The 24599-nt window shown below is 33.4% G+C and carries 29 protein-coding genes and 1 other annotated feature; of the genes, 25 read left to right on the forward strand and 4 right to left on the reverse strand.

Annotated elements, in window-relative coordinates:
• Positions 1-88: 88 nt before the first annotated feature.
• The 7 genes from ACKVEV_RS00750 to dnaN all read left to right on the forward strand — a co-directional run bounded on the left by ACKVEV_RS00750 (position 89) and on the right by dnaN (position 5691).
• A complete protein-coding gene (locus ACKVEV_RS00750; protein ID WP_409368467.1) occupies positions 89-592 on the forward strand; it encodes a DinB family protein in 504 nt (167 codons plus the stop codon).
• 262 nt (positions 593-854) lie between these two features.
• Positions 855-1130, forward strand: coding sequence for a hypothetical protein (locus ACKVEV_RS00755; protein WP_409368468.1), 276 nt, complete (start codon positions 855-857; stop codon positions 1128-1130).
• A 161-nt stretch (positions 1131-1291) separates the two neighbouring features.
• Entirely contained in the window at positions 1292-1831 is a 540-nt protein-coding gene (locus ACKVEV_RS00760; protein ID WP_409368469.1) for a GNAT family N-acetyltransferase, read from the forward strand.
• Between the two features lie 981 nt (positions 1832-2812).
• On the forward strand, positions 2813-3349 hold the full coding sequence (locus tag ACKVEV_RS00765; RefSeq protein WP_409368470.1) for a hypothetical protein: 537 nt from the start codon (positions 2813-2815) through the stop codon (positions 3347-3349).
• 230 nt (positions 3350-3579) lie between these two features.
• Entirely contained in the window at positions 3580-3867 is a 288-nt protein-coding gene (locus ACKVEV_RS00770; protein ID WP_409368471.1) for a hypothetical protein, read from the forward strand.
• Between the two features lie 166 nt (positions 3868-4033).
• Positions 4034-4369 carry a hypothetical protein gene (locus ACKVEV_RS00775; protein WP_409368472.1) on the forward strand — a complete coding sequence of 112 codons (336 nt, stop codon included), beginning with the start codon at positions 4034-4036 and terminating at the stop codon, positions 4367-4369.
• Positions 4370-4563: 194 nt separating this feature from the next.
• Positions 4564-5691, forward strand: a complete 1128-nt coding sequence (gene dnaN, locus ACKVEV_RS00780) for a DNA polymerase III subunit beta (RefSeq protein ID WP_409368473.1) — start codon at positions 4564-4566, stop codon at positions 5689-5691.
• 301 nt (positions 5692-5992) lie between these two features.
• Here dnaN and ACKVEV_RS00785 read toward each other — a convergent pair whose 3' ends face one another.
• Complete coding sequence (locus ACKVEV_RS00785) at positions 5993-6313, reverse strand: general stress protein (RefSeq protein WP_409368474.1); 321 nt, start codon at positions 6311-6313, stop codon at positions 5993-5995.
• A gap of 358 nt (positions 6314-6671) precedes the next feature.
• Between ACKVEV_RS00785 and ACKVEV_RS00790 the strand changes: the two genes are divergently transcribed.
• Positions 6672-7001 carry a four-helix bundle copper-binding protein gene (locus ACKVEV_RS00790; RefSeq protein ID WP_409368475.1) on the forward strand — a complete coding sequence of 110 codons (330 nt, stop codon included), beginning with the start codon at positions 6672-6674 and terminating at the stop codon, positions 6999-7001.
• A gap of 350 nt (positions 7002-7351) precedes the next feature.
• Here ACKVEV_RS00790 and ACKVEV_RS00795 read toward each other — a convergent pair whose 3' ends face one another.
• Positions 7352-7615: a hypothetical protein gene (locus ACKVEV_RS00795; protein ID WP_409368477.1), complete on the reverse strand. Its 264-nt coding sequence runs from the start codon at positions 7613-7615 to the stop codon at positions 7352-7354.
• A gap of 736 nt (positions 7616-8351) precedes the next feature.
• Between ACKVEV_RS00795 and ACKVEV_RS00800 the strand changes: the two genes are divergently transcribed.
• The 3 genes from ACKVEV_RS00800 to ACKVEV_RS00810 all read left to right on the forward strand — a co-directional run bounded on the left by ACKVEV_RS00800 (position 8352) and on the right by ACKVEV_RS00810 (position 11329).
• Entirely contained in the window at positions 8352-9437 is a 1086-nt protein-coding gene (locus ACKVEV_RS00800; protein ID WP_409368478.1) for an L-dopachrome tautomerase-related protein, read from the forward strand.
• A 279-nt stretch (positions 9438-9716) separates the two neighbouring features.
• Positions 9717-10721, forward strand: coding sequence for a VanZ family protein (locus ACKVEV_RS00805; RefSeq protein ID WP_409368479.1), 1005 nt, complete (start codon positions 9717-9719; stop codon positions 10719-10721).
• A gap of 347 nt (positions 10722-11068) precedes the next feature.
• A complete protein-coding gene (locus ACKVEV_RS00810; RefSeq protein WP_409368480.1) occupies positions 11069-11329 on the forward strand; it encodes a hypothetical protein in 261 nt (86 codons plus the stop codon).
• Between the two features lie 155 nt (positions 11330-11484).
• Here ACKVEV_RS00810 and ACKVEV_RS00815 read toward each other — a convergent pair whose 3' ends face one another.
• Positions 11485-11805, reverse strand: coding sequence for a general stress protein (locus tag ACKVEV_RS00815; RefSeq protein ID WP_409368481.1), 321 nt, complete (start codon positions 11803-11805; stop codon positions 11485-11487).
• A gap of 703 nt (positions 11806-12508) precedes the next feature.
• Here ACKVEV_RS00815 and ACKVEV_RS00820 point away from each other — a divergent pair.
• From ACKVEV_RS00820 to ACKVEV_RS00840, 5 genes are all read left to right on the forward strand, one after another.
• Positions 12509-12826 (forward strand): hypothetical protein, encoded by a 318-nt coding sequence (locus tag ACKVEV_RS00820; protein WP_409368482.1) that lies wholly within the window; start codon positions 12509-12511, stop codon positions 12824-12826.
• Between the two features lie 119 nt (positions 12827-12945).
• Entirely contained in the window at positions 12946-13563 is a 618-nt protein-coding gene (locus tag ACKVEV_RS00825; RefSeq protein ID WP_409368483.1) for an NAD(P)-dependent oxidoreductase, read from the forward strand.
• 356 nt (positions 13564-13919) lie between these two features.
• Positions 13920-14300 carry an iron chaperone gene (locus ACKVEV_RS00830; protein WP_409368484.1) on the forward strand — a complete coding sequence of 127 codons (381 nt, stop codon included), beginning with the start codon at positions 13920-13922 and terminating at the stop codon, positions 14298-14300.
• Positions 14301-14613: 313 nt separating this feature from the next.
• The gene (locus ACKVEV_RS00835; RefSeq protein ID WP_409368485.1) at positions 14614-15063 is read left to right on the forward strand and encodes a GNAT family N-acetyltransferase; all 450 of its coding nucleotides are present in this window, start codon (positions 14614-14616) and stop codon (positions 15061-15063) included.
• A gap of 216 nt (positions 15064-15279) precedes the next feature.
• Complete coding sequence (locus ACKVEV_RS00840) at positions 15280-15651, forward strand: peptidylprolyl isomerase (protein ID WP_409368486.1); 372 nt, start codon at positions 15280-15282, stop codon at positions 15649-15651.
• A 92-nt stretch (positions 15652-15743) separates the two neighbouring features.
• Here ACKVEV_RS00840 and aspS read toward each other — a convergent pair whose 3' ends face one another.
• The gene (gene aspS / locus ACKVEV_RS00845) at positions 15744-17036 is read right to left on the reverse strand and encodes an aspartate--tRNA(Asn) ligase (protein WP_409370472.1); all 1293 of its coding nucleotides are present in this window, start codon (positions 17034-17036) and stop codon (positions 15744-15746) included.
• A 108-nt stretch (positions 17037-17144) separates the two neighbouring features.
• Positions 17145-17359, reverse strand: a binding site (T-box leader).
• Positions 17360-17724: 365 nt separating this feature from the next.
• Here aspS and ACKVEV_RS00850 point away from each other — a divergent pair.
• The 9 genes from ACKVEV_RS00850 (at position 17725) to ACKVEV_RS00890 (ending at position 24547) form a co-directional block, all read left to right on the forward strand.
• Entirely contained in the window at positions 17725-17883 is a 159-nt protein-coding gene (locus ACKVEV_RS00850; RefSeq protein ID WP_409368487.1) for a hypothetical protein, read from the forward strand.
• A gap of 145 nt (positions 17884-18028) precedes the next feature.
• Entirely contained in the window at positions 18029-18598 is a 570-nt protein-coding gene (locus ACKVEV_RS00855; protein WP_409368488.1) for a dihydrofolate reductase family protein, read from the forward strand.
• Between the two features lie 225 nt (positions 18599-18823).
• Entirely contained in the window at positions 18824-19018 is a 195-nt protein-coding gene (locus ACKVEV_RS00860; protein WP_409368489.1) for a DUF4083 family protein, read from the forward strand.
• A gap of 285 nt (positions 19019-19303) precedes the next feature.
• Entirely contained in the window at positions 19304-19900 is a 597-nt protein-coding gene (locus tag ACKVEV_RS00865) for a hypothetical protein (RefSeq protein ID WP_409368490.1), read from the forward strand.
• 39 nt (positions 19901-19939) lie between these two features.
• Complete coding sequence (locus tag ACKVEV_RS00870; protein ID WP_409368491.1) at positions 19940-20164, forward strand: hypothetical protein; 225 nt, start codon at positions 19940-19942, stop codon at positions 20162-20164.
• 307 nt (positions 20165-20471) lie between these two features.
• Positions 20472-21038 (forward strand): rhomboid family intramembrane serine protease, encoded by a 567-nt coding sequence (locus ACKVEV_RS00875; protein ID WP_409370473.1) that lies wholly within the window; start codon positions 20472-20474, stop codon positions 21036-21038.
• 182 nt (positions 21039-21220) lie between these two features.
• Complete coding sequence (locus tag ACKVEV_RS00880; protein WP_409368492.1) at positions 21221-21688, forward strand: DUF523 domain-containing protein; 468 nt, start codon at positions 21221-21223, stop codon at positions 21686-21688.
• A 493-nt stretch (positions 21689-22181) separates the two neighbouring features.
• On the forward strand, positions 22182-23639 hold the full coding sequence (locus ACKVEV_RS00885) for a PLP-dependent aminotransferase family protein (RefSeq protein ID WP_409368493.1): 1458 nt from the start codon (positions 22182-22184) through the stop codon (positions 23637-23639).
• Entirely contained in the window at positions 23636-24547 is a 912-nt protein-coding gene (locus ACKVEV_RS00890; protein ID WP_409368494.1) for a D-alanine--D-alanine ligase, read from the forward strand. Before ACKVEV_RS00885 ends, ACKVEV_RS00890 begins: the two co-directional genes overlap by 4 nt.
• Positions 24548-24599: the final 52 nt, after the last annotated feature.

Raw genomic sequence — 24599 nt, forward strand, 5'->3', positions numbered from 1 at the left:
ATAATCACTAATAGATAAAGAATAAGGCTAGGTCTTACAGCTGTCTTAGAATAATTAATTAATTGATTGGATTATGGAGGAATTAAATATGTATGAAACGATTTCAGATTTTATTAATGAATGGAATAGGGAAGCAATGCTTACTCAAAAAGTGTTGGATGGTTTAACGGATAATTCATTAAATCAAAAAGTTTATCCAGAAGGACGTACTTTGGGAAGGATTGCATGGCATTTAACGACTAATATCCCAGAATATTTAGCAGATTACGGTTTGAAGATAGATAGCTTTGAATATGGTGAGCGCGTCCCAACATCGGCAAAAGAAATCGCTGAAACCTTTAAGAAAATAAGTTCTTATGCAGCCCAAGTTATTGAACAACAATGGACAGATGATTCTCTGAAACGAGTGCAAAATGCATTTGGAAGAGAAGAATCGAATGCTCGAATTTTAATGGGACTAATTAAGCACATTGTTCATCATCGTGGACAAGTTACTATTCTTATGCGCCAAGCAGGAATAAAACCTTTTGGGGTTTATGGACCGCCAAAAGAAGATTGGATTCATTTTGGGTTGGAAAATCCACCACTTTAATATATTGGGCTAAAGGTGCATTTCTCTAATAAGATTATCTTCAACAATAGGGCGCGATTCTGTAATAAGGATCAGCGCTCGATTGCATTAAAGGGCCATATTGTGGAATAAGGGATATATCCAGATTTATACTGATTCACAATGGTAAGCAAAGAAATATCCAAAACGACAGTTTAGGAATCCTCTAAAAGGACTTTTGATACTTTGTAGCGAAGATGTCTCTTATAAGACTAATCAATCCTTGTTAGGAAAGGAAGATACGATGCTTTCTCAAAAAGAAATTGAAGCACTTTTTCAAACCTCAAAGGCGATTGTACGTAAAGGAAATGATAGTGACATCATGTTAATCACTAATTATGTAAATACACATTTACAACCAGTAGATAAGGAACTAAAAAATATTCTAAAACAACCTGAGCGATACCATATCGAAGTAACCGAGGAAACAATTGAGCATATTTCATTTTCCATCTCTATAAAAAAATCAGTAAAACAGTACAAGCTAGAAGATTCGTGGTTTATAACGATTCCCAAATAAACTTTTTAAAAAATGCACTCAAATCCGCTTTGGGCGAATTTATCATCAGTTGATGGGAGAAATCGGTTCGTTTAAAAGGTGTACTGTGGATAATGGCGAAATAGTAAAGAAAGTTGAATTGTAGAGCGGCGAATTTATATTTTCGGAAGTAGGGAAGAAAAATGATTAAATTAAGAAAAATTACCCACGATAATTTTGAGGCAGTGTTAAAGTTAAGCATAACAGACGAGCAGAAAGGAAATGTGGATTCCAGTATATACTGTTTGGCTAAAGCCTATGTAAAGATACTGAACGACGAAAAACCTCCTATGATTTTCGCTATATACAACAATGATGAAGTCATAGGATATGTCGATATTGGATTTTTCGAACTGGCGGAAAGTGCATTTTTATGTGAAAAATATGGAGATAAATCTACTTATGGACTTAATCGCTTTATGATTGATAAAAAGCATCAAGGCAAAGGATTGGGCAAACAAGCAATGATGAAAGTTATTGATTACATAAAGTCATTTCCACAAGGAAAAGCCGATGCAGTTGCTACATCGTATTGGTTGGTAAACGAAGTCGCTCGTAGGTTGTTTGCGTCTGTCGGTTTCGTTGAAACAGGAGCGATATGGGACGGACAAACAGGGGATAATTGGAATGCAGAAAGAAAAGATATAGAGTATGCAGAAGTAGGTGCCAGACTCGGATTATAAAGCTAACCAGTCTGGAATTAATGGTAGCTAATTTACTTACAGAGGGCTTAAAACAAATAGCCAATTAGTTAAACCTTACAGCAGCTAGCATAATTCATACAATTCTACGGTACCAAAATGAAGTTGGGGGACACACGAAAAAAGCCGAGGGTGTTGTTAAATCAACGTTTCCCGGCTTTTTCTATGATCATTATTAATACAACTTTTTATGTAGACAGCTTAAACACTTGATACATCAATGTTTATACGATTATAACGTACCGTTGAGTTTGCATAAAATCCAGTCTATTTCTTAATAATAAATCCTTATTCTTTACGCCTTTTTTGATATGGAAATAAACTTCTAAATAAGGTGAGAAGTGATTAATAAGCAACGGGCACGATTCTGTAATAAGGATCTGCGCTCGTTTGCATTAAAGGGGCATTTAATTAAATAAAATATTCGAATCAAATTGGACGTGGAGATTGTGAAAAAAAGTACTTAAACTAACTGAGCAGAGAAGTTGAGTTGAATAAGGAAAAAATTACATATATGAAATAAAGCATTTCATTGTTAAGATTTGATAGGTTAAATATTCTATGGGGAAATCTTTTAGAACGAAGGGAAGTATCTTAATGTGAGTATGGGAGAAATTCTTTCAGGTTTTATCGCAACATTTATCTTGATATATGGAATTTATTACTCCAAGGAAGTCCACGAAAAGTATAGAAATGGGCCAGTTGCGGGAGATGGGACTTTATTAGGTGAGCTATTTGCTGCTGTTTTACAATTTAGTCCCTACTACGTGCTGAAATTACTCTTTATTTTAATAGGAATTTTTATATTGGTTTGTATTGTCATATCGAAAATGTAAAGGACAGCAAGAATACAATCAAATAATATATTGATGGAGTTTGAATTGTGTGAACTAATCTGTAAGTTTGGTATGTTTTGTTTACTTAATTAATTTACTAATATAATAAAAGAGGAGCGGAATTCAAATGTTAGATACAGTATACGTCCATATACGTCATATGAATTTTTGGTTTGGAGAATATGGACTTTGTGATAAAAGCTGCAATGATGAGATAACAATTTATTCCGATGCTAATAGGACCAATAAAATGGGTTGTTTTGATATTCTCACTCATATAAGTCTAGCTTATTTATATAACAATGAATTAGACCTTGAAGAAGATTATGATTACAAGAAGGAAATTGAAGGATTTCTCAGAGGTGATTCACAAGTAGTTTATGATTATATATATCCGAGAGATGATGAAAGCTTATTGTATCAAGTTAATCATTTTGCACCTTTAAACAAAAACAATCATAAACCAACTTATATCTATATGTGGACTAAACTTTCAGATGAGTTAGACATAAATGAAATTAAGAAATGTGTAAAAATATTAGTTAAAGAATTCTTCTTCGAAGATGTCTCAAATGTTCAATTTCTTGATAATCCAACATACGATGAAACTAAAAATGCATATGATGAGATTATAGATATATTTAAAGATGAAAAAGAAAGGTAGCAACAAACATATAAGATTATGAAGAAAGTCACTTAAAGTATCGGGGCTTTACTTTAAGTGACTTCCTTAGTATTCAACAATCGGGCGCTTTCCTGGAATAAGGATTAGCGCTCGTTTGCATTAAAGGGTTATATTATAGAATTGCAATTTTTAAAGATTTGTTACAAAACGACGTGTTGGGACGTTTCTGATATAATTTAAGTAAAATAATTTTATTTGGAGTAATAATTATGATGTACGAATTTAAAGTTGGGTGGTGCCCTTTTTGTGACCAGGGGTGGGTTGAAATCGTAAAGAATCAAATGACAGAGGAACTTTTGCTCTATTGTAATGAATGTAATACAAATTGGAAAACATATGATGATTTTAAGAAGGATGATATTCCAGCTTATTTCCGTCAATATGAAGAAGTAGAGTTTGAAGTAGATTGTGAAGCAGAATTTAGTTTCAATATAATAAAGCCAACTTACCAAGAAATTATTAATATAGGTTGGGATAAATATATATTTAAGGATTAATTAATATCATACAATTTCCCAATCAATAATAGCCTATATATTTGACCTCTAAAACTTCGTTTTTTTATTTTTTCTATAATTCAATTACAGTCCTTATAGAATATCGATCTTCAACAATCGGGTGCTATTCTTTAATGATATGATTCTTTCTTTATGAAATGGCAGAATGCACAATGTATTATACACCGAAGATAACGTCCTTACTGTTTTAGATTGGGAGTGGTCTGAATGGGCGAACCCTTTAAATGATGTAGGTTGGGTATGCTGGTTTACTAAACTTCACTATCCCAAACAAGCGTATTCATTAAACAGCGTTTTTATTGAACAATATAAAACCAATAACCCTATTTTTTTATCTTCTGAAACATTAAAGAGTTATTGTGTTTATAAAGTATGGAAAATCCTACATAAAATTAAAAATGCGCCATTAGAAGTGCAACAGGAGTGGATAAGACGTTTGGAATGGACAATAGAAACTGATATTTTTGATTTTATCAACTAATTCAACAAACGGGCGCATTTCTTTAATAAGGAGTGTGCTTTTTGCCATTAAAGGGCCAGATTATGGAATTACATAAACAAATAGGTTTGTGGAAAATTAGGTTTAAGCGAAGTAACCAGTAATTTGAAAAAGAAGGGTTTATAGACTATTTTGTCGAACTAGTTTCCTAGTGATAATAATGAGGTGAGCTATATATGGAATTTATTATAGATAATGAATGGTTATATAAAGCAATTTCAGATGTTAATAAAGCAGTATCTTTAAAGACACCCTTTCCTATTTTGTCAGGTATTAAGATTATTGCTTATTATGATTCCTTAGTCCTTATTGGTAGTAACTCAGATATTGTTATAGAAAAGGTTATTCCTTTGACGATGAATGGAGTTAAAGTATTAGAAGTACATAAAGTCGGTAGTGTTGTTATTCCTGCTAAACATTTAAGTGAAATTTTAAAAAAACTTCCGGCTAAAGTACATTTTAGAGTAAATGAAAAACAAGTAGTTACCATTCGATCCGAAGAAATTGTAACTAAAATATTCGGTTTTGATTCAGATCAGTACCCAAAGCTTCCTAAAATAGATGAAACTAATTACATTAAAATCCCCAGCACTGAATTAATTGAAATTATTAAACAAACTGCGTTTGCAGTCTCAAAGAGTGAATCTCGACCTGTTTTGACAGGAGTAAATATGTCAATTAAAGATAATCACCTATCATTTGCTGCAACAGACTCCCATCGCTTAGCGTTAAGGGAACTCATAATAGAGTCAAATATAAATGGTTCCTTTATTATCCCTAGTACAAGCCTTAATGAGCTTTCCAAGTTAATAAATAACGATAAGGACGTTATACGTATATATGTAACTGACAGTTATATGGTATTTAAAACAAGTTCATTTACGTTGTTTTCGAGGTTAATTGAAGGGAATTATCCTAACATAACAGGATTATTTCCTAAAAATGCGAAGACAACAATTATTCTTGATACAGCGCAATTATTAATAGGTATTGATAGAGCTTGTCTTTTTGCGAGTGAATGGAAGAATAATAACGTACAATTAGAAATCATAGAAGGTAAGAAAATGAAGATTTCTTCTAATTCATCAAATATAGGTGAAATAGAGGAAACACAAAATATCAAGGTGATTAATGGTGAACCTGATTTAACTATCTCCCTTGATGGAAGTTATTTAATAAATGCCTTAAAAGTAATCAAGGAGGAAGAGGTAAGACTAAGTTTTGGTGGTTCGATGAAACCGGTATTAATTGAACCTATAAATAATACTTCTTATATTCATCTTCTATCACCAGTACGTTCATAATAAAAAAACAGCTCCTTATTGCAAGAATGTGATGTTAATTTGATAGGGTATTTATTTTAATCAACAATTCGGCGCGATTCTGCAACAAGAATCAGCGCTCGTTTTCATTAAAGGACCAGGTTGTTGAAGAAACCTCTTTAATGAAGAAGATGATAATTTCCCCGAGCAGATTTTTGACAATAAAGAAGGATGGTTTTTATTCAGACTTGGTGGAAAGGCCCTTGGAATACAGAGTTCAAGCAATTCGAGAAGGACTTGTAAAATAAAAAACAAACCCGGGATTGGTTTCCCGGGTTTGTTTTTACTTATTGGCAACTAAGACTAATTTACCTGTATCCAGTACCTCTTCGAATTGAGCAGCTTCCTCTTTACTTAATCCGACAGAAGCTAACTTATTGCGGAGTTCATCTCCACGGGAATTCACCAGGTTCTTCATAGAAGTCAAGAACCCTTGCTCGCCAATACCAACTTCTTCTGTCCCTAGTGCTTCGTTAATATCATCTTCACGTTCTTCATAGTGTGCAAAGATGTAAATGTTATCTCGAAGATATCCTTGTGCTTCCAATTTCTCCACTTCTTGTTTCGCCTGTACTACGTTTTCTACAGTTAATTTGACTGTCATTATTGATCCCTCCAATATATGTTCACATTCATTCTATTCCACTAAATTGAAAGAATTAAACATAGAGATTTGTAAATGATTGACCAAGCTACCCAGGGAGGAGTGTGTTTATTTTGAATCTGATAAATTTTAAATTAGTTTCAGCAATAGTAGTTTCATCAAAATTTATTTAATCGAACGAGGCTGTTAATTAGAAATTATCTACTTAGAGAGAGGGGGAACGCTAACTTTAACGCGAATTATCCTATCTTCTTCTTAATCCGTCCTCTCTTTCATCCGTTATGTTTTAATTTTTACGTTTAGAGATACTTAGTAGGGGTATGTGAATAGAGAGTATAAAATATAGGAGGAATAGAATATGTCACATGAACAACACCAAGAATTAATCCAGGTTTTACACCAATGTATGGCTGCCTGTAATCATTGCTTTGACGCTTGTCTAAAGGAAGATGATGTAAAGATGATGGTTGAATGCATTAGATTAGATAGGGAATGTGCAGATATCTGTAACTTTTTAGAGCAGGCGTTAGCACGAAATACACCATTTGCTTCAGAGCTTGCATCAGTATGTGCGACAGTATGTGAGGCGTGCGGCAATGAGTGTCAGAAACATGATCATGAACATTGCCAGCAATGTGCGGAAGCTTGTTTCAAATGTGCAGAGGCTTGCAGAAAGTTAGCTGCTTAATTTCATCTCTTACTTGAGCCAGCAATAAGTATCTTTTCAACGTTAAGGAATCGGCTGTGTATGCCAGATTTTATTCAAAACGTGGCTAGTTCAAATTCTTTTGAACATCGCTAAAACCTTGTTGTATGTCGCTTTAATCAATTGTGCATAAAAAATTGTATATGGATTAAATAAAGAAAAAACACTTAAAACATTGAGATAACGATGTTTTAAGTGTTTTATTGTGCTCCAAATTATTATTGGGAACGTGATTTACTGTGATTTATATTCATTGTAATAAATCCTCCAATAGTTGAAAAAGGATTGAAATAACACTATCCGTATGTATTATTATAATGTTTGCATTCCACCTAATTGATGCCTTTTTTTAATAACTCAAACAGTTCCTCAATCGAATCTTCGCTTTGTACATTATATATTTCTCCGTTAAACCATAACGCACCGTTTTTATAGAACGAAATATGGTGCGACGCGTTGCCGTGAATAAAACTAAGCGTGTAAACTTCTGAATTAGAAATATCAGAAAATGAACCCTTTTTTATCTCCAAATTTTCTATTGACTGCATCAAATTAGTAAACATAAGGCTGTTTTTATTGATTTTTTCCATTTTCACTTCTTTATCCCCAACCTGCAATATAGAGATATCACGTATTTCTCCACCTAAATCCTCTGTGTTAAAAAAATATTGAACAAGGTTTTTTGTTCTGTATTCATAAAAAAATATGTAGAAACTGTTGCTATTAAAAAAAATGCAGTTACAATAAAAATTATTTCTTTCTTCACTTGCACAATCCCCCTAAACTATAGCATTCTGATACTATTATTTTTCCCATAAGATTTAAAAAGCGCTTTGATACGTTTCAATAAATTCATGAAGTGCTAATTTTTTCTCTAACACGTAAATCACACCTCCAGATTTTCTTGAAAAGTCTACCCTAAAGCAAGCCTATTTCTACAAATTTGCCTTTCGGGTTAAATTGGAAAACTATATCTCTTGCAAAATCTTTAAATGTGTCATCCCCTTAGTCGAATGGAGCTACCTCGAAAAAGGATGGCTCCTTTGGGAGTTAATTGTCCTTCCAACTCGATTTATCGGGCCTCATTATTTAAAAAAGCTATTTTATTTTATAAAAAATTTAATTTTATCATGTATCTTACTAAACAATCATAAGACGAGTTCTTAAAAATTTCATTCCAGTGGTTAATAAAACAATACTTTTTTAATAATGGGAAGTTGAAAACTACCATCAAGATAGAAAAATGTATTATTAAGAACCAGGCACTAAAAAATTTTTTCATCATATATAGTTGATATCCGAGAATTTGATGAGGAGGTTCTCATGTAACCTATGTTACCAATGGAGAAATATTTTGGGCAGTTTGAACTGGTGCATGCTTTTTATGGGGCTATGCCTACAGGTGTCAGCGTTTCCGAAACCGGCCGTATTTTTGTTTGCTTTCCAAAATGGGGAGACGAAGTTCAATTTACTGTGGCGGAAATTGTCGAGGGTGAATTAAAGCCATATCCGAGTTTAGAAACCAATTTGATTAATACTGATAATATTGCAATGTCTTTCGTTAGTGTCCAAAGTATCGTTGCTGATGGAAGAGGAACACTTTGGGTACTAGATACAGGTGCACCAAATTTTTCTGAACCTATTGAAGGAGGAGCAAAATTAGTTGCTGTTGATTTAAATACGAATACAATAAGGAGAACTTATACCTTCACAAAAGATGTTGTCTTGCCAACAACTTATCTGAATGATGTCCGTTTGGATTTTCGGGTTGGAAGAGCAGGGTATGCATATATAACGGATTCTTCTTCCAGAGGGCCAGGGGCTATTATCGTTGTAGATTTAGATAATGGGAACGCGTTTAGAAGGTTGGATGGGGCGATATCAACTTCACCTGATCCCTATTTTTTACCGAAAGTAGAAGGTGAAGTTTTGATGAATCGAAATCCGGACGGCTCAACTTACCCATTTAGATTGGCATCCGATAGTTTAGCGATTTCTCCTGATGGAAAGGTTTTATATTATGCTCCGCTAACCAGCCGTCAACTGTTCTCAATCTCAACAGAAGCTCTAAGAAACAGAAACATACAGGACATGAATTTATCTCAATATGTACAGTATTGGGGGGAAAAGGGTGCGTCTGATGGAATGATCACCGGCGGAAAAGGAACCGTTTATGCGGGAGATTATGAAAACAACAGTATCCGGAAGATATTGCAGAATGGTGCAATTGAAACGATCGCTCATGATCCGAGAATTTTATGGCCGGATACTTTTTCGATTGGGCCCGATCAATATTTATATGTCATTGTGAACCAATTACACCGGCAGGCAAGATTTCATTATGGAAGAGACCTGCGGGAAAAACCATATAGTTTACTTCGTATGAGAATTGATGAATTCCCTGCTCCTACCTTTTAATATTAATCTTAAACGAAGGTCTATTACTCATCTGTGAGCTAAAATTTTTTCAGGTAAAGGTAAAAGTTATAAACTTTCAGATACTTCAACACCTTTATTTAAGGAAGTAATTAATAATATGAAGTTAGATGATATTCAACCAGCTTAAACAGAAAAAAGATGATTAAGTAAAAAAGAGTATTGGTAAATAAACATTAAATTAGTTATGCTATTTTATTTATTTTTTTTCAAGAGATAGTGTAATCTAAGTTCATATTACAGAAAAGAAAGGGTTTATTAATGCATCAAGGAAATTTACGAAAAATAACAATTCTGTTGTTAACATTTTATACAGCTTTAATTTTCTACTTCCTGTATCTTGGTTTTAATAGAGGTGCTTTTGGGGATGTTTCTGTCTTACGTTATAATATAATACCTGAAATGATTCCATTGCATTATCCAATGGGAAGAAACTTTCAAATTTGGTTTTTTGAGCTCGGGAATTTTGTAGCATTTATACCTTTTGGGATCATCATTCCACTCCTGTTTCAATGTAGTTTTAGGCGTTTTATAACCTTTTTTATTTTGTCTATAACAATTGTTGAGACGTTACAAATGTTATCCGGTCTTGGAGCTTTTGATATAGAAGATATTATAATTAATTCCTTAGGTGCTGCGGTAGGATATGCGTCGCAGCGAATAGTCACCGGTGACAGAGATAATATTAAAGGTATTTGTAAAATGTTCCTAATGGCTACTATACTTGCCGTTGGCACTATTATTATTATTGGTGGTATCAATAATTATCTAGAAAAAGGAGAAGGGGAAACGGTAGCCCTAAATGAACTTATCTTAAAAGATGGTTCTTTGCAGTGGGATGAGAGCTTGTCCAGTTTTACAGTAGCCGGAGAAGAGATTACACCTCAAATAAATCTGTATAGTAGAAAAAATACTAAGAATAATGAATTCTCGTATATTTTAAATAGCGAATATACAACTATGACAGGCTATGTGGCAATACCAGACGATGTAATTAATGCTGTTAGCACAGAGGGTAGTGAAATAGAATTTATCAGTGGCGGAACAGTAATTTATGCGGTAGGGTTATCTGCTAAAAGTGGGGAAAATCAGAAAATCTCTTTTCAAGTCCCTTTAAATGGAGTAAATGATCTAACGATAAAAATAATTAACAAAGATCCTAATTTAAATACAAATGCCCTGATGTGGGATATTACTCTTACAAAGGTAAACACAGGACAAAAGATTGTAAACAGTATAAAAGAAAAACTAGGATCATTATTCTAACATTCCCAAATGAAAGTTTGGAAAGAGAGAGAAATGCAAAAAATGCTGTTAAACCAACATCGAATAAAAACCTGAATATTCGAACTTCGAAACTGCATTATTTTATCGTTCCTATACTGCAATTAAAGGGCCTTTAATTGAAAATCTATGTTCAACAAACGAGTGCGATTCTATAACAAGAATCAGTGCTCTTTTTCCTTAAAAGATCATATTGTTAAAGAGGACTCTTTAATAAATGCTGTTTTCGTAAAGATTGTTGCTCATACGAAGCAGGTTAATTGAAAAAGATGGAGTGGAAGGTTATTTTAAATAGATATATACAATTTGGTTTTTAAGGTGGAATAAAAGTGATGTTAGAAGATTTTTTGGCCGGATTAATACCTAATGGTAGTATTGCTTTGGATACACGAAAAATTGACAGAAATATTGAATTGTTAAACCAGGATTCTTGGTTTAGGGATATTTATGATGAAGAAAAATATCGAAAATTATTTTTCGTAAATAGAAATGTTAGGGCCTATCTACAAAATACACATCGCGTGAAAAAAATTATTGAGAAGGAAAAAGACAGAAACAAATTTATAACATTTCTGAATGAACAACTATAATAAAACAAAACAGAGGTTGATTCTACACTAATTGTAGATCAACCTCTGTTTTGTTTTTAAACCTTAAAAACAACAATCTTTGTGATAAGAGCCTTAATAAAAGATATGGAAATTTTTCTAAGCGAATCATTGACAATAAAGAAGGATGTTTGTTTTTACTTATTGGCAACTAAGACTAATTTACCTGTATCCAGTACCTCTTCGAATTGTGCAGCTTCATCTTTACTTAATCCGACAGAAGCTAACTTATTGCGAAGTTCATCTCCACGGGAATTCACCAGGTTCTTCATAGAAGTCAGGAACCCTTGCTCGCTAATACCGGCTTCTTCAGTCCCTAGTGCCTCGTTAATATCATCTTCACGCTTTTCAGAGTGCGCAAAGATGTAAATGTTATCTCGAAGATATCCTTGTGCTTCTAATTTCTCCACTTCTTGTTTCGCTTGTACTACGTTTTCTACTGTCAATTTGACTGTCATAATATATCCCTCCTGTATATGTTCACATTTAATCTATTCCACGAAATTGAATGAATTAAACATTCGAAGAAAGTTACCTCTTCTTTGTGGTGAGGTTTATGGTTTTTAAAAATAATGGGTAGTAAACAGTTTCATGATTATCTAAAAGAAGAGCAACTTGAGGTAAATGAATGGCGACAGGCTGTTCTCTTATTGGGAAATATCCGCAATGTTTCATTGTCCATCATCAAGCTTTATCAATCGCTGATACGAACGATCCATGTTCAAAAATTAGTCAAGCTATAGTCGGAGTGAACGGACGTATTTGTTATTGTGCCTTTTTGGTAATAGGGCCAGATTGTGAAATATCGCCCTTTTAAGACTGTTCACCGGGAGGGAACGCCAATACAGCATCTACGAGCATTTCAACCTCGTTTTCAGTAAAGGGCTAAATGGTGGGATACGGAATCTAATCTGATTACTGCAGATTCACAACGATAAAGGGAGATTAATGCAAAGGATTTTTTTGGTTTTAATGTTTAAAATTTTCATATAATTCTGTATGATTAAAAGAGGGAATGATTGCACAAAGCAAATTAGTACGTTAGCTCAGGTAGGTAAGCAGGGCGGCTCGTTAAGACAGGATATTTTCGATGATTACTAGTTAGACTGTTAATTTTATGATTGGTTACTTTTAATCAAACATATTAAAGGAGGTGATAAAATGACTCAACTACAAGTATTTAAAACAGCATTTATCACATTATTAGTTATATTTGTACTAAGTTTTACTTATATGTATAGCCATGTGGACGTTATGACAACTCAAGAAATCACAGAAGAGCAAATAGTAGAAGAAGACGGACAATACTACATAGTCTTAGAAGCCGAAAGCCGAAAATTAAAAATACGTGAAGAATTACTGCAAAGTTTAGAGCTAGATAAATATAAAGAATATAAAATTTCCTACTCGTACAACAAACTGTTTTCTAAAACAGGGAAAATCGACAGTGCAATTCCGTCGTTCGGTAAAACGCCATAAAGTTGTATCCTCGTTCAACAAACGGGCGCGATTCTATAACAAGAATCAGCGCTCGTTTGCATTTTTAAACCGGTAAAAACAATAAAAAAAACGTATACTAGAAATAAAGGAGGGGCTTTATGAAAATCATTGTATTTGGCGCAACTGGTGGCGTAGGCCAATATGTTGTGAAGCAAGCATTAGAAAAGGGAGACGAGGTAACTGCATTTGTACGTACACCTTCTAAGATAGAATTTACACATGAATGTTTAAATGTTGTTCAGGGAGATGCCTTCAATAAGGAAGAAGTTGCTGCAGCAATTGCCGGGCATGATGCAGTCGTATCATGTTTAGGCTCAAGTCAAGGCATGAAAAAGTCAACGGAGCTAGAAGAGATGACGAAAAATATTGTGGCTGGAATGCAAGCACATCATGTAAAAAGAATTGTCTACACAGCTTCTGCTGGAATTAACAAAGAAATCCCGGGCATTAGTGGGAAAATTGTTATGAAAATGCTAAAAAATGCTTTGGTCGATCATCGCAATGCTGTTGATTATATAGAAGCTCATGAATTAAATTTCACAATCGTTAGACCACTGGGATTAACGAATGATGCATTAACAGGAAAGTACAGGGAATCAAAAACGAGCGTACCAGATAAATCTAGAACAATTCCTCGTGCTGATGTTGCACACTTTATTGTGAAAGCTTTAAGCAATGAACAATACGAGAACGCTTCTATTGGTATTGCCACATAAAGTGAATGTTGTTACGTCCTTAGGCCATGCTTTAGGTATTTACCCAAAAAATACCGATTGATATGTTATTAAAAGGTAATTCATTTCGTGCTTATAGCAAATAAACCTTTACCATTACTACTTTATACATAGTTTTTTGCATGAAAGGGCCATTAAATCGAGCAATATATTTTATAGAATATCTTTTGGGCAAAAGAAAATGTGAGGATTTTCATTTATACAATCAGACAGATTGGGAAAGCAAAATTACACATCTAAATTCAATTCTTTAATCAACTCTAAAAAATTGGAGAGAGTGAGAAATAGATAAGAAATATTTACTTTAAATAATACTTATATTTACGAGGAGGAATAGTATGGACCAAAACATTCCTAAATCCATTGATGAATATATTTTACAATTTCCTCAAGAGATTCAAGAAATATTAAAAACATTAAGACAGGTTATAAAGGAATCAGCACCTAATGCCGAGGAAAAAATAAGTTACCGAATGCCTACTTTTGCATTAAACGGAAATCTGGTACATTTTGCTGCATACAAAAACCATATAGGCTTCTATCCAACTTCTAGCGGGATTAATTCTTTTCAGCACGAATTATCAGGATATAAAACCTCTAAAGGTGCAGTTCAATTCCCAATTGGAAAACCCATACCTTATGAAATCATTAGTCAAATAGTTAAGTTTAGAGTTGCAGAAAACCAAAGTAAAGTGGAAGAGAAAATAAAGAAGAATTAATTTATAGATGGCAAATATCCCTTCATTAATGAACTGTAACAAAATCATAGTTACAGGATTTTTCAACTTTTTGGCGCGATTCTTTAATAAGAATCAGCGCTCGTTTTCATTAAAGGACCAAATTGTGGAATAGAATATGGTATAATTACACTGTCTAAATAATTCCAAATAGTATTTTTTTAGACATTAATTGTTAAGGGAGGCGTTCATTATGACAAACAAAAAAAATTTTTTACTGAAGAACTTCAAGGGGATAACGCCTAAATAACAAAGTTTACTTTGCGTTTCCCCGAAATTTGAAAGGGGAAAATATATGCTTAATGTGAAAATCGAAGAATTGAACGAGAAGAACTGGTATGAATGCTGTCTATTAAAAATATCCGAGAAACAAACAGCGTATTTGGAGTCAAATGCCATATCAATTGCCCATTCAAAGTTTGAACCGTCATTAAAACCTTTTGCAATTTACTATGAAGAAAAAATAGTGGGTTTCCTTATGTTTAACACAGAAAAAGAGGAACTAGATGGATATTGGGTATTTAGGATAATGATTGATGAAAATTTTCAAGGTAAAGGTATAGGGAAAGCTGCGACAAAATTAATGATTTCAGAGATGAGTAAGTTGCAAGGTGCAGAAAAGATTGTTGTTGGTTATCATCCGGAAAATCAGGAAGCACATCACCTATATGCTAGTGTAGGATTTATTGATAATGGTGACCGATTTGGAAAGGAAATGGCTGTTATCAAATATATAAACGCGTGAAGAAAAAATAAGGGAGAGCCATTTGGGGTTCTCCCTTTCAAATTTAGTAAATAGACTATTCAAGAATTGAGCGTGATTCTATAAAAAAATCAGCACTCGTTTTTATGAGAGGATTTATTATGATTCTTTTTAAGGTTCCTAATGTAAAAAGATCCAAACATCGCTTTGGGAAAATTGTAATTCAATTAACGTAATTTGATGGAGGAGGTGAAAGCATTGAAAAAAATGTTTGTTTCATTACTTTTTGCTATGTTGATGTTATCAGCATGTAGTTCACCAAAATTAAGTTTTAGTGAAATTGACAATGTACCTCGAAAAATTGAAGAGCATATTAATGCCAATTTAAAACTCCAATCAATTAATGACGGTACAAAAGGTTATTATATTATTTTTCATTCCAATGGGGAAATAGAGGCAGACTTAGACCAGCAAGATAATATAGTAAAAATAATATTTAATGAACTTAACCCACAATATAAAGATATACAGCGGAATGTATATTATTTAACGATAGATTCAACGTACGATACAATCAATGTTCTAGTGAATGGAGAAGAAATACCTTTCGATGAGGCTACAATTATATAATGAAAGGGGGTAGTATGATCTCCTGCAAAAGGGCGCTTTCCTGTAATAAGGAAAGTGCCTTTTCATTAAAGGGGTATATTTTAATAGACCATTCAAGGTGTTAATCGATTGATGTCTCGTGGAAAAGCACTTGCCTCCCGAACATTAGTTAATCCAAGGAGGTTTGCTGTTAAACGTTCTAGTCCAATAGCAAAACCTCCATGCGGTGGAACGCCATATTTAAATGTGTTTAAATAATTTTGGAAGTTTTCCTCGTTAAGTCCTTTTTCTCTGAATGATGCTACAAGCATTTCATATTCATGAATTCGTTGGCCGCCAGATGTGATTTCAAGACCTTTAAACAAGAGGTCAAATGACTTGGTTAATCCGTTTTCCGCAGGCATTGTATACATTGGTCTATTTTCTTTCGGGTACTCTGTAATAAAGACAAACTCACTCCCAGTCGTTTCTTTTATATATTTTGCAATCAGTTTTTCTCCTTCGGTATTTAGGTCACCTTCTGGCATTTCTTTTTTAAAACGATTCTTTAAAATTTCCCTTACTTCATGTAATTTTAGTTTTGGAATATCAGTAATAGTTGGTATCTCAATATTCAAAAGCTTTAACTCGTTTGCATTTCTTTCTTTAACTTTTTCAAACATAAATTTTATAACTTGGGTTTCTAGCTCCATTAATTCCTCATAATCTTCAATAAAAGCCATTTCAAGATCCAAAGAGATATATTCATTTAAATGTCTTGATGAATTGTGCTCTTCTGCACGGAAAACAGGTCCAATTTCAAATACATATTCAAGACCTGAAGCCACCATCATTTGTTTATAAAATTGAGGTGATTGTGCAAGGAATGCTTCTTTCCCAAAATAATTTAAATTAAAAACATTGGCGCCACCCTCCGCACCTTGAGAAACAATTTTTGGTGTAAAAATTCTGATAAATCCCATATTTGTTAAATATTCACGAAATGCTTCTTCAAGAGTTGCCTTTATTTTAAAAATTGACGCGATTTTTTCATGACGGAGTGATAATACTCGATGATTTAATAGGTTCTCCAGTCCTGTGTTTACTTCTTTTTTATTTACCTCAAAAGGTAGTAAACTATTTTTGTTTATCACTTTCACTGATTTTATTAGCAGTTCAACGCCAAGTACTGTGTTATTTGTTGAAACGATTTTTCCGATAACTTCTATAACACTTTCTGTTTCTATAATGACGCCAGCAAGTTTTCCTTCTAAAACACATTGCAGTTCACCAGTTCGCTCTCTTAGTACTAAAAAGCTGATATTTCCAAGATGCCTGATTTTTTTTACCCAACCTTGGACTTTTACCATTTCTCCCACTTTATTAATACACTCTTTGGTAAGTGTACGTTTTAGATTTGTATGCATGATTATTCCTCCTGAATTTTTAAACATTTTTTTTCTTTTATCATCATCGTCATCATCCACGGCCACTCACCTCCTTTAAATGTAAAAAGCTCCCGCCCCTGACAATTTGTCAGGGACGAGAGCCTATCTCGCGGTACCACCCTAATTGCTGCATACACAGCCAACTCAAAGCTTTTTAACGGTTGCAAACCGTCTATCCTTACTTTTTTTCAGGATAACACTCACAGGTGTCTTTCAATCATTATTTAACACAATCTTTTCAGCTACCGATTGCTCTCTTTTGTTAAAGGGAATGATATACTTAGCCTGTTCTTCGATTTTTAAATATTTAAAAATCATTATACGCATACTTTTTTTCATTTTCAATAAAATTGTAAAATTCCGCTATTAATTATCAGGTGTTTTTTGAAGAACCTCTTGAAGATTGGACTGTTACATAGGGATCAAGATACTTAACATACTTCAATTATGGTAAAAAAAGAAGTTAAAAGGGATTATAAGCGAGCGGGCCCGATTTTGTATTAGGATGATTGCTTATTTTCATTGATGGGCCAAATTGAAGAATAGGGGTTTAGCCAGGTTTATTCGGATTCACATCGGTAAGTAGAGAAATAGCCTTAAACGATTCTTTGGTGCTTTTTTTCAACTAACGTTATAGTATAGTTAAATGTAATAAGGGGGACAGAGGATGGATAACCAATATTTCGTAGGTTGGGGCACATTGGCATTGATAAATGCTGCACTTGCACAAGGGAAGAATAGAACGGGATTGAATTGGTTCTTACTTTCACTTGTATTAGGTCCATTGGCAACACTATTTTTGTTATTTGTTGAAAAGAAACAGTAACACTACATATAACTGCAACATGGATTTATAATGAATACTTAGATAAACTTAATAACGTTTCCATTCGGGCGCGAATGTGTAATAAGGGTTTGCGCTCGTTTTCATTAGATGGCCTGATTCTTGAACAACTAAAGGAGGGAAAATAATGTCCAATGAAGTAGGAACAAGAAAAATAATTTTAGATTTAGCTGTTTCCCTAGACGGATTTATTGAAGGGAAGAATGGTGAAGTTGATTGGTGCATTATGGATCCTGAAATGGAGTTTACTAATTTCTTAAATCAAATTGATACAATTTTGTATGGAAGAAAAAGTTACGATTTATGGGGACAATATACGCCAACAACGGGGGCTCCTGATGATGAAAAAGAAATGTGGGAGTTAGTTCACAGCAAAGAAAAATACGTATTTTCTAGAACGCAAAAAGGGTCTGACAGTAAAGCCATATTTGTGAATACAAATATTCGCGAGGAAGTAAATAAATTAAAGCATAATCCTGGTAAAGATATATGGTTATACGGTGGGGCAAGTCTCATCACGACTTTTATTGATTTAGGCCTTGTTGATGAGTTTCGATTATCTGTTCACCCTGTAGTATTGGGAGAGGGAAGACCGTTATTTGTTGATCTAAAACAAAGAATGAATTTAAACTTAATGAATACAAGGACTTTTTCCTCCGGTGTTGTTCAACTAATCTATCAGACAAACGGAATTTAAATATCATTTGGAGATTCCAGACTATACAGCAAAAGAGCGTGATTTAGTAACAACAATCAGCGCTCTTTTGCATGAAAGGGCCAGATTGTGAAATAAAAATTTTTAAGGAATGTTACGTAACGACGCTTTCGGGACGTTTTTAATTTAACGAACGAACGAGCGAAGAACGTATATTCTATTTAAATGCTATAATGGAGAAAATAGGGGCTATAGAGGAGGATGGTTATGGAAAGTTTATATTCAATAATCGTTATACTTTTAATTGTACTATTCTTTATTTCCTTTGCTCTTTTTATTAGACGATTAATAATAAATTCATCAGTTAAAGCTAATAATTTGAGTGATTTAGAGAAAAAGATGGACAGGCTAATTGAGCAGAACGACCAGCTTTTTTTGTTATTAAAAGAAAAAAATCGTTAAATAGAAGCAGTAAGATGAAAAAATATTAGTTATACAAATACATATAGTTAACGTTCCCAACCGCAAGTTTTGTAACATTTCAAACAGCGACAAACACAGATAATTCAGTGATTGTTGCTGTTTTTTATAGAAAATAACACTTTGAGATGTTGCATTGACGGAATCAGGGGTTTGTAAACCTATAAGGATATATTTGATTATTCTTATTATATTTGTTTTGTAATGTAAAAATTAGTAAAATGAACAGGGGCTATAAATTGAAATAATCAATTGGAGATGAGAATTATGCATTCAACATATGTTCTGTACAATATTGTTCCCATAGCATTCTTATTTTTGCTAGTGTGTATTTTTATTGATGTTTTACTTGATTTTTTTAGAAAAGAAGAAAAAAGTGCTAAGAAACGAGTTATGTTATATAGCTTTATTTTTTACGTAATCTGCTTAGTTCAAATTAAAACTGGTGGATTCACGCTCCCTCAAAATCCAGCAGACAAAGGTAGAGGTTTTATTTCAACAAATGACTGGTTTGGAATATTTGATACGATGCACTTTAATATTTCTATTTTTAGTTATTCAGCATTATTTTATAATTTTATTTTATTTGTACCGTTTGGGATGTTCTTAATCCTCCTTTTCAATTTAAAAAGTCACAAAAAAGCGATTTCTATTGTTGTTTTAAGTTGTTTAGTGATACATGTCGCCCATCTTTTACTTGGGTGGTCTGGTTTTATTATGAGCCACTTTGGTAATATGGATATTTTCTGTTTGATAGTTAATGTTTTGGGAGGGGTCTTTGGAGTATTTTTAGTAAAGTACGCAATAAATTATATTCACGCTTATCAATTAAACAACCAAGCAAAAAATGTTGAAAATACCTAGAAACGTTCCCGACCGCACTTCAATTGAGGGGGAATTTAATTGAAAATTATCAAAGTAATGCTTGCTTTAATTGTAGTAACGATTTCAATATATGGATTAATGACAAAGGATTTTTCATATGCTCCAATATCATCTTTATTGCTTGGAATTCTCTTTGCAATTATGGGAATTGAAGAATATAAAATGAAGGGGAAAAATGGTTGGGGACTGGTTCTTATAATAGGAGCTTTGTTAATTATTGTGATGGCTCTATTTACTTTTTAATTATGTTAGAGGGGTCTTGAAAACTAATGGATAAATTTGATAATTTTTATACTGTAATTGGGCACTATACTATTCTGAGATTATAACTTATTTAATAATAGAGCGCTTTCCTTGAAAAAGGAAAGTGTTTTTCATTAAAAGGCCATTATATTGAATAATATTCTGGATGTTGGAGCGTATGTGAACTAGTGAATTAAGCAGTCAATGAGCTATATAAAGGGTGTGTTGTATAGTTGGTAAAATTGTTATAATAAGTAAATATAATTTGATTGTTATTTAAGTTTAGGAAGAGAGTTGATTTATATTGATGAATAACGGGGAACTACCAATTGTTTCGTTGTTACTTGCTGTTCTATATATTTCAATATTCATTTTAGATAGACTTCTATTTAATGGTAATATATTCCGATTTGGAAGCGGCAAAAGCTTTAAACTGATGCAACAAAATGAATGGTATCGAATCTTCACAGGAGCATTTTTTCATAAAAATATTTTGCACTTATTAGCAAATGTTTTTGGTGTTTACTACGTTGGGCTTATTTTAGAAGATAAGATCGGCCATTTGATTTTTTTACTCATTTATTTAATTGGTAATGTCGGTACTTACATAATTTATTCAATACTTATATCTTATACGGATGGAAATGGTGCATCACCAGGAATTTATGCATTAATTACTAGTATTATTATTTTACATTTCAAGGATTCAACTTTCTTAAATCTAAACTTTAAATCCTACCCAGTGCAATTTACAATCGGATATTTCATTATCGGCAATTTTTTTAATTTGGGTGCATTGACGGTTCATTTGATTGGGATTGTGATCGGTGCAATTCTTACATTCTTATTTCTAGCTGTCGGTATTTTTTTATAAAATTATCTTTTATTCATTTCTTATTTTATATTACAATGGTTCTTCATCAATCGGGCGCTTTCCTGGGATAAGGAAGGTGCCTTTTTTATTGAAGTACCAAATTTTAGTATTATAAGTAATAGGTTATCTGTCGGAAAGGTGATAAAATTAATAATATTTTTATTTATTTTGAGGTGGAAAAATTGATATTAGTTAGTTCTTGTTTAGCTGGGTTTAAAGTAAGATATAACGCAACAGATAGTTTAGATAATAGAATACATAAACTTTTATCAGAAAATAAAGCGATTACTGTTTGTCCAGAACTACTTGGTGGTTTTTCAACTCCAAGAGAGCCTGCAGAAATCGTTGGAGGAGATGGGGAAGATGTATTAGATGGGAAGGCGATAGTTGTTGAAAAGTCAGGTAAAGATGTAACTGAATTATATATAAATGGTGCATACGTAACGTTAAAGAAAGCGCAAGAGTTGAGCGCGACGACTATTATCCTCAAGGAATACAGTCCATCTTGCGGTAGCTCAATGATTTATAATGGTGAGTTTAAAGGGAAAAAAGTTGCTGGTATAGGTGTCACAACGGCCTTACTTAGAAGAAATGGTTTAAAAGTAATTTCTGAAGAAAACCTTACTGATTTTTTGCATGGAATACAATAATTTCTCATTAAAGGGTGCAATTTTTAGTGATGAATTGCGCCCTTTTTCAGCAAGGGCAAACGTTACAGCTTTTTATACAAAGATATATAAAGTTAGCTATAATTTTACTTTTGAAGATTTTATAAAAAACGTAGGGGTGTACAAAACGCCATATGGAGAGTGGTAAATCTATACGGTCGTTTTCATGAAAGAGCCACTTTGGGGTTCTCCCTTTCAAATTTAGTAAATTAGTAAATGGACTATTCAAAAATTGGGCGCTTTTCTTTTCTAAGGAAAGGGTCTTTCTTCATTGAGAAGATTGGATTGTTCAGTGGGAAATGCGCATAAGTCCTTAAAATTCATTTTTTCAAATACTGTATTAAAGTGAGAACAAATGCATATTTAAAAAAATGATAGTTCCACACAGCTACCACAAGACAGTAAAAATACATATTGGGTGGACCTTTTAAAATCAATGTAGCAATGTAAAAATGTTAGCAAGGAGATGAATGGATTGTTTAACGATTTTAAGATTACGGAAGGTCGTCCTGTTTATATACAACTTAAGGAATATTTAAAAAGAATGATAACCAACGGACATTTACTTGAGCACCAAAAGCTTCCGTCGACTCGTGAACTCTGTTCTTTATTATCCATTAGCCGAAACACCGTTCTAACAGCTTATGCGGATCTGGAACAAGAGGGGCTTATCTATGCGGTAAAAGGAAAGGGAAACTTTGTCAGTCATGTTGAAATCATCAAATCCCCTGCCATTCAGTTAAATTGGACTGAAAAAGTGAACGAGCAAACCTTTTTGGCTGATGAATTGGACCTTAAAAAGCAAGGTGTACGCTGGAATAAAGACATTATTTCATTTAATAGCATTGCCCCTGACGAAAAACTTTTTGATATAGAAAATTTTAAACGAGCTTTTTTAAATCGGATGTCTATTGAAGGAGACATCGTTCTTAACTATGGCTATGCAAAGGGCTATAAGCCGCTGATCGAATACTTGCTTCGCTATATGGAAATTAAAGGAGTAGACACTCGAAATAAAGATATTTTAATTACCAATGGATTCACGGAAGGTCTGGATCTCATTTTATCCTCTTTAAATAAAAAAAGCGGCCGTATTATATGTGAAAATCCAACCAATGACTCTGCTCTTAAGCTCTTTCGATTACATGGCTTCGAAATTGAGGGGATTAAAATGGATAACGATGGTATTAATATACGTCAACTAGAAACTATCCTATCAAAGAAAGAATATGATTTTGCGTACTTAATTCCGTCTTACCATAATCCAACTGGAATCGTAACGTCTTCAAAAAAAAGGAAAGAAATTATGGATTTGTTTTCGTCATACCAGCTTCCTATCATTGAAAATGGATTTAATGAAGAATTACGTTATTCCGGGTCACATCTTGCATCTTTGGCATCCTTCGCCGGACAAGGAAACAATGTTATTTATATTAGCAGCTTTTCTAAAATTCTTTTTCCTGGCTTACGGATTGGCTGGATATTGGCTGATAAAGACTTAATTAATTATTTAGAAAGTATAAAAAGAGCTCGATCAATTCATACATCTACATTAGATCAAGCTGTGTTATATCAATATTTGATTGATGGATATTTTGAAAAGTATTTAAAAAAAGCTAAATCAGTCTATAAGAAAAAATATGAATTAACTGTTCATTACTGTAAGCAATTTATTCCTTTCAAACGATTAACTGGCGATGGAGGACTTCACATTTTTATAGAACTAGAAGACCACATTGATTCACGAAAACTTTTAGAAAAATGTTATCAAAGGGGCGTTGTTTTCTTACCAGGTAATATTTTTCACACGGACAGCAGTGGAAACCATACTTTACGTTTAGGATTTTCTCGGCTGAATGAAAGCGAGATTATGCAGGGCATAAAAATTATAGGGGAGACGTTAAAAAATAATTATGGGGGGTTACAAGAATGAGAGTTGGCGTAATTATGGGAGGGATTTCTTCCGAGAAACAAGTTTCGCTTATGACAGGTGAAGAAATGATCACGCATTTAGATAAAAATAAATATGAAGTTGTACCAATTCATATTGAGAATAAAGAAGACCTAGTGGGAAAAGTGAACGATCTGGACATTGCACTACTGGCGTTGCATGGCCAATTCGGGGAGGATGGCACTATTCAAGGGACACTTGAAACCATGGGAGTTCCTTATACAGGGAGTGGCGTTCTGTCCAGCAGCTTATGCATGGATAAGAATATTTCCAAAAAAATTATCCGCTTTGAAGGGGTACAAACACCGGATTGGATTCACCTTACGAACATGGAAGAACTTAAAATGGATGAACTAGACAAAATGGGCTTCCCACTCGTTGTAAAACCTAATTCAGGCGGTTCCAGTGTGGGTGTCAAAATTGTTTATGATAAAGATACATTAAAGCCAGCTATTGCGGAAGTATTCAAATGGGATTCTGAAGTAATAATTGAAAAGCTAATTATGGGTGAGGAAATCACTTGTTCCATTTTGGATGGAAAGCTTTTACCGGTGATTTCGATTCGACATCAAGGGGAATTTTTTGATTATACCTCCAAATATAATGATGTGGCTACGATTGAAGAGGTGATTCAGCTTCCTCCCGAAATACAGGCCCGTGTCTCTTTAACTGCTATGACTTGCTATAATGCATTGAAATGTAGCGTTTACGCCCGAATCGACATGATGATGCAAGATGGTATCCCCTATGTGATGGAAGTTAATACATTACCAGGGATGACGAAAACTAGTTTGCTCCCAAAAAGTGCACAGGGAGCTGGTATTCCTTATCATCAGCTACTTGACTTAATCATTGAGTATTCACTTAAAGTGAGGAGAAGTGCTATTTAGAATGTACTGAAGTTAGTTCTAGAAATATTTCGCATTAATCTCTAGCAAGGCT

The sequence above is a fragment of the Lysinibacillus sp. 38-6 genome (assembly GCF_046245175.1).
Taxonomy (GTDB): domain Bacteria; phylum Bacillota; class Bacilli; order Bacillales_A; family Planococcaceae; genus Lysinibacillus.

Excerpts from the sequence above, each read along its gene's own strand:
- ACKVEV_RS00750 (WP_409368467.1), top strand. The coding sequence starts at position 89 with ATGTATGAAACGATTTCAGATTTTATTAATGAATGGAATAGGGAAGCA.
- ACKVEV_RS00755 (WP_409368468.1), top strand. The coding sequence starts at position 855 with ATGCTTTCTCAAAAAGAAATTGAAGCACTTTTTCAAACCTCAAAGGCG.
- ACKVEV_RS00760 (WP_409368469.1), top strand. The coding sequence starts at position 1,292 with ATGATTAAATTAAGAAAAATTACCCACGATAATTTTGAGGCAGTGTTA.
- ACKVEV_RS00765 (WP_409368470.1), top strand. The coding sequence starts at position 2,813 with ATGTTAGATACAGTATACGTCCATATACGTCATATGAATTTTTGGTTT.
- ACKVEV_RS00770 (WP_409368471.1), top strand. The coding sequence starts at position 3,580 with ATGATGTACGAATTTAAAGTTGGGTGGTGCCCTTTTTGTGACCAGGGG.
- ACKVEV_RS00775 (WP_409368472.1), top strand. The coding sequence starts at position 4,034 with ATGCACAATGTATTATACACCGAAGATAACGTCCTTACTGTTTTAGAT.
- dnaN (WP_409368473.1), top strand. The coding sequence starts at position 4,564 with ATGGAATTTATTATAGATAATGAATGGTTATATAAAGCAATTTCAGAT.
- ACKVEV_RS00785 (WP_409368474.1), bottom strand. The coding sequence starts at position 6,313 with ATGACAGTCAAATTAACTGTAGAAAACGTAGTACAGGCGAAACAAGAA.
- ACKVEV_RS00790 (WP_409368475.1), top strand. The coding sequence starts at position 6,672 with ATGTCACATGAACAACACCAAGAATTAATCCAGGTTTTACACCAATGT.
- ACKVEV_RS00800 (WP_409368478.1), top strand. The coding sequence starts at position 8,352 with ATGTTACCAATGGAGAAATATTTTGGGCAGTTTGAACTGGTGCATGCT.
- ACKVEV_RS00805 (WP_409368479.1), top strand. The coding sequence starts at position 9,717 with ATGCATCAAGGAAATTTACGAAAAATAACAATTCTGTTGTTAACATTT.
- ACKVEV_RS00815 (WP_409368481.1), bottom strand. The coding sequence starts at position 11,805 with ATGACAGTCAAATTGACAGTAGAAAACGTAGTACAAGCGAAACAAGAA.
- ACKVEV_RS00820 (WP_409368482.1), top strand. The coding sequence starts at position 12,509 with ATGACTCAACTACAAGTATTTAAAACAGCATTTATCACATTATTAGTT.
- ACKVEV_RS00825 (WP_409368483.1), top strand. The coding sequence starts at position 12,946 with ATGAAAATCATTGTATTTGGCGCAACTGGTGGCGTAGGCCAATATGTT.
- ACKVEV_RS00830 (WP_409368484.1), top strand. The coding sequence starts at position 13,920 with ATGGACCAAAACATTCCTAAATCCATTGATGAATATATTTTACAATTT.
- ACKVEV_RS00835 (WP_409368485.1), top strand. The coding sequence starts at position 14,614 with ATGCTTAATGTGAAAATCGAAGAATTGAACGAGAAGAACTGGTATGAA.
- aspS (WP_409370472.1), bottom strand. The coding sequence starts at position 17,036 with ATGCATACAAATCTAAAACGTACACTTACCAAAGAGTGTATTAATAAA.
- ACKVEV_RS00850 (WP_409368487.1), top strand. The coding sequence starts at position 17,725 with ATGGATAACCAATATTTCGTAGGTTGGGGCACATTGGCATTGATAAAT.
- ACKVEV_RS00855 (WP_409368488.1), top strand. The coding sequence starts at position 18,029 with ATGTCCAATGAAGTAGGAACAAGAAAAATAATTTTAGATTTAGCTGTT.
- ACKVEV_RS00860 (WP_409368489.1), top strand. The coding sequence starts at position 18,824 with ATGGAAAGTTTATATTCAATAATCGTTATACTTTTAATTGTACTATTC.
- ACKVEV_RS00865 (WP_409368490.1), top strand. The coding sequence starts at position 19,304 with ATGCATTCAACATATGTTCTGTACAATATTGTTCCCATAGCATTCTTA.
- ACKVEV_RS00875 (WP_409370473.1), top strand. The coding sequence starts at position 20,472 with ATGAATAACGGGGAACTACCAATTGTTTCGTTGTTACTTGCTGTTCTA.
- ACKVEV_RS00890 (WP_409368494.1), top strand. The coding sequence starts at position 23,636 with ATGAGAGTTGGCGTAATTATGGGAGGGATTTCTTCCGAGAAACAAGTT.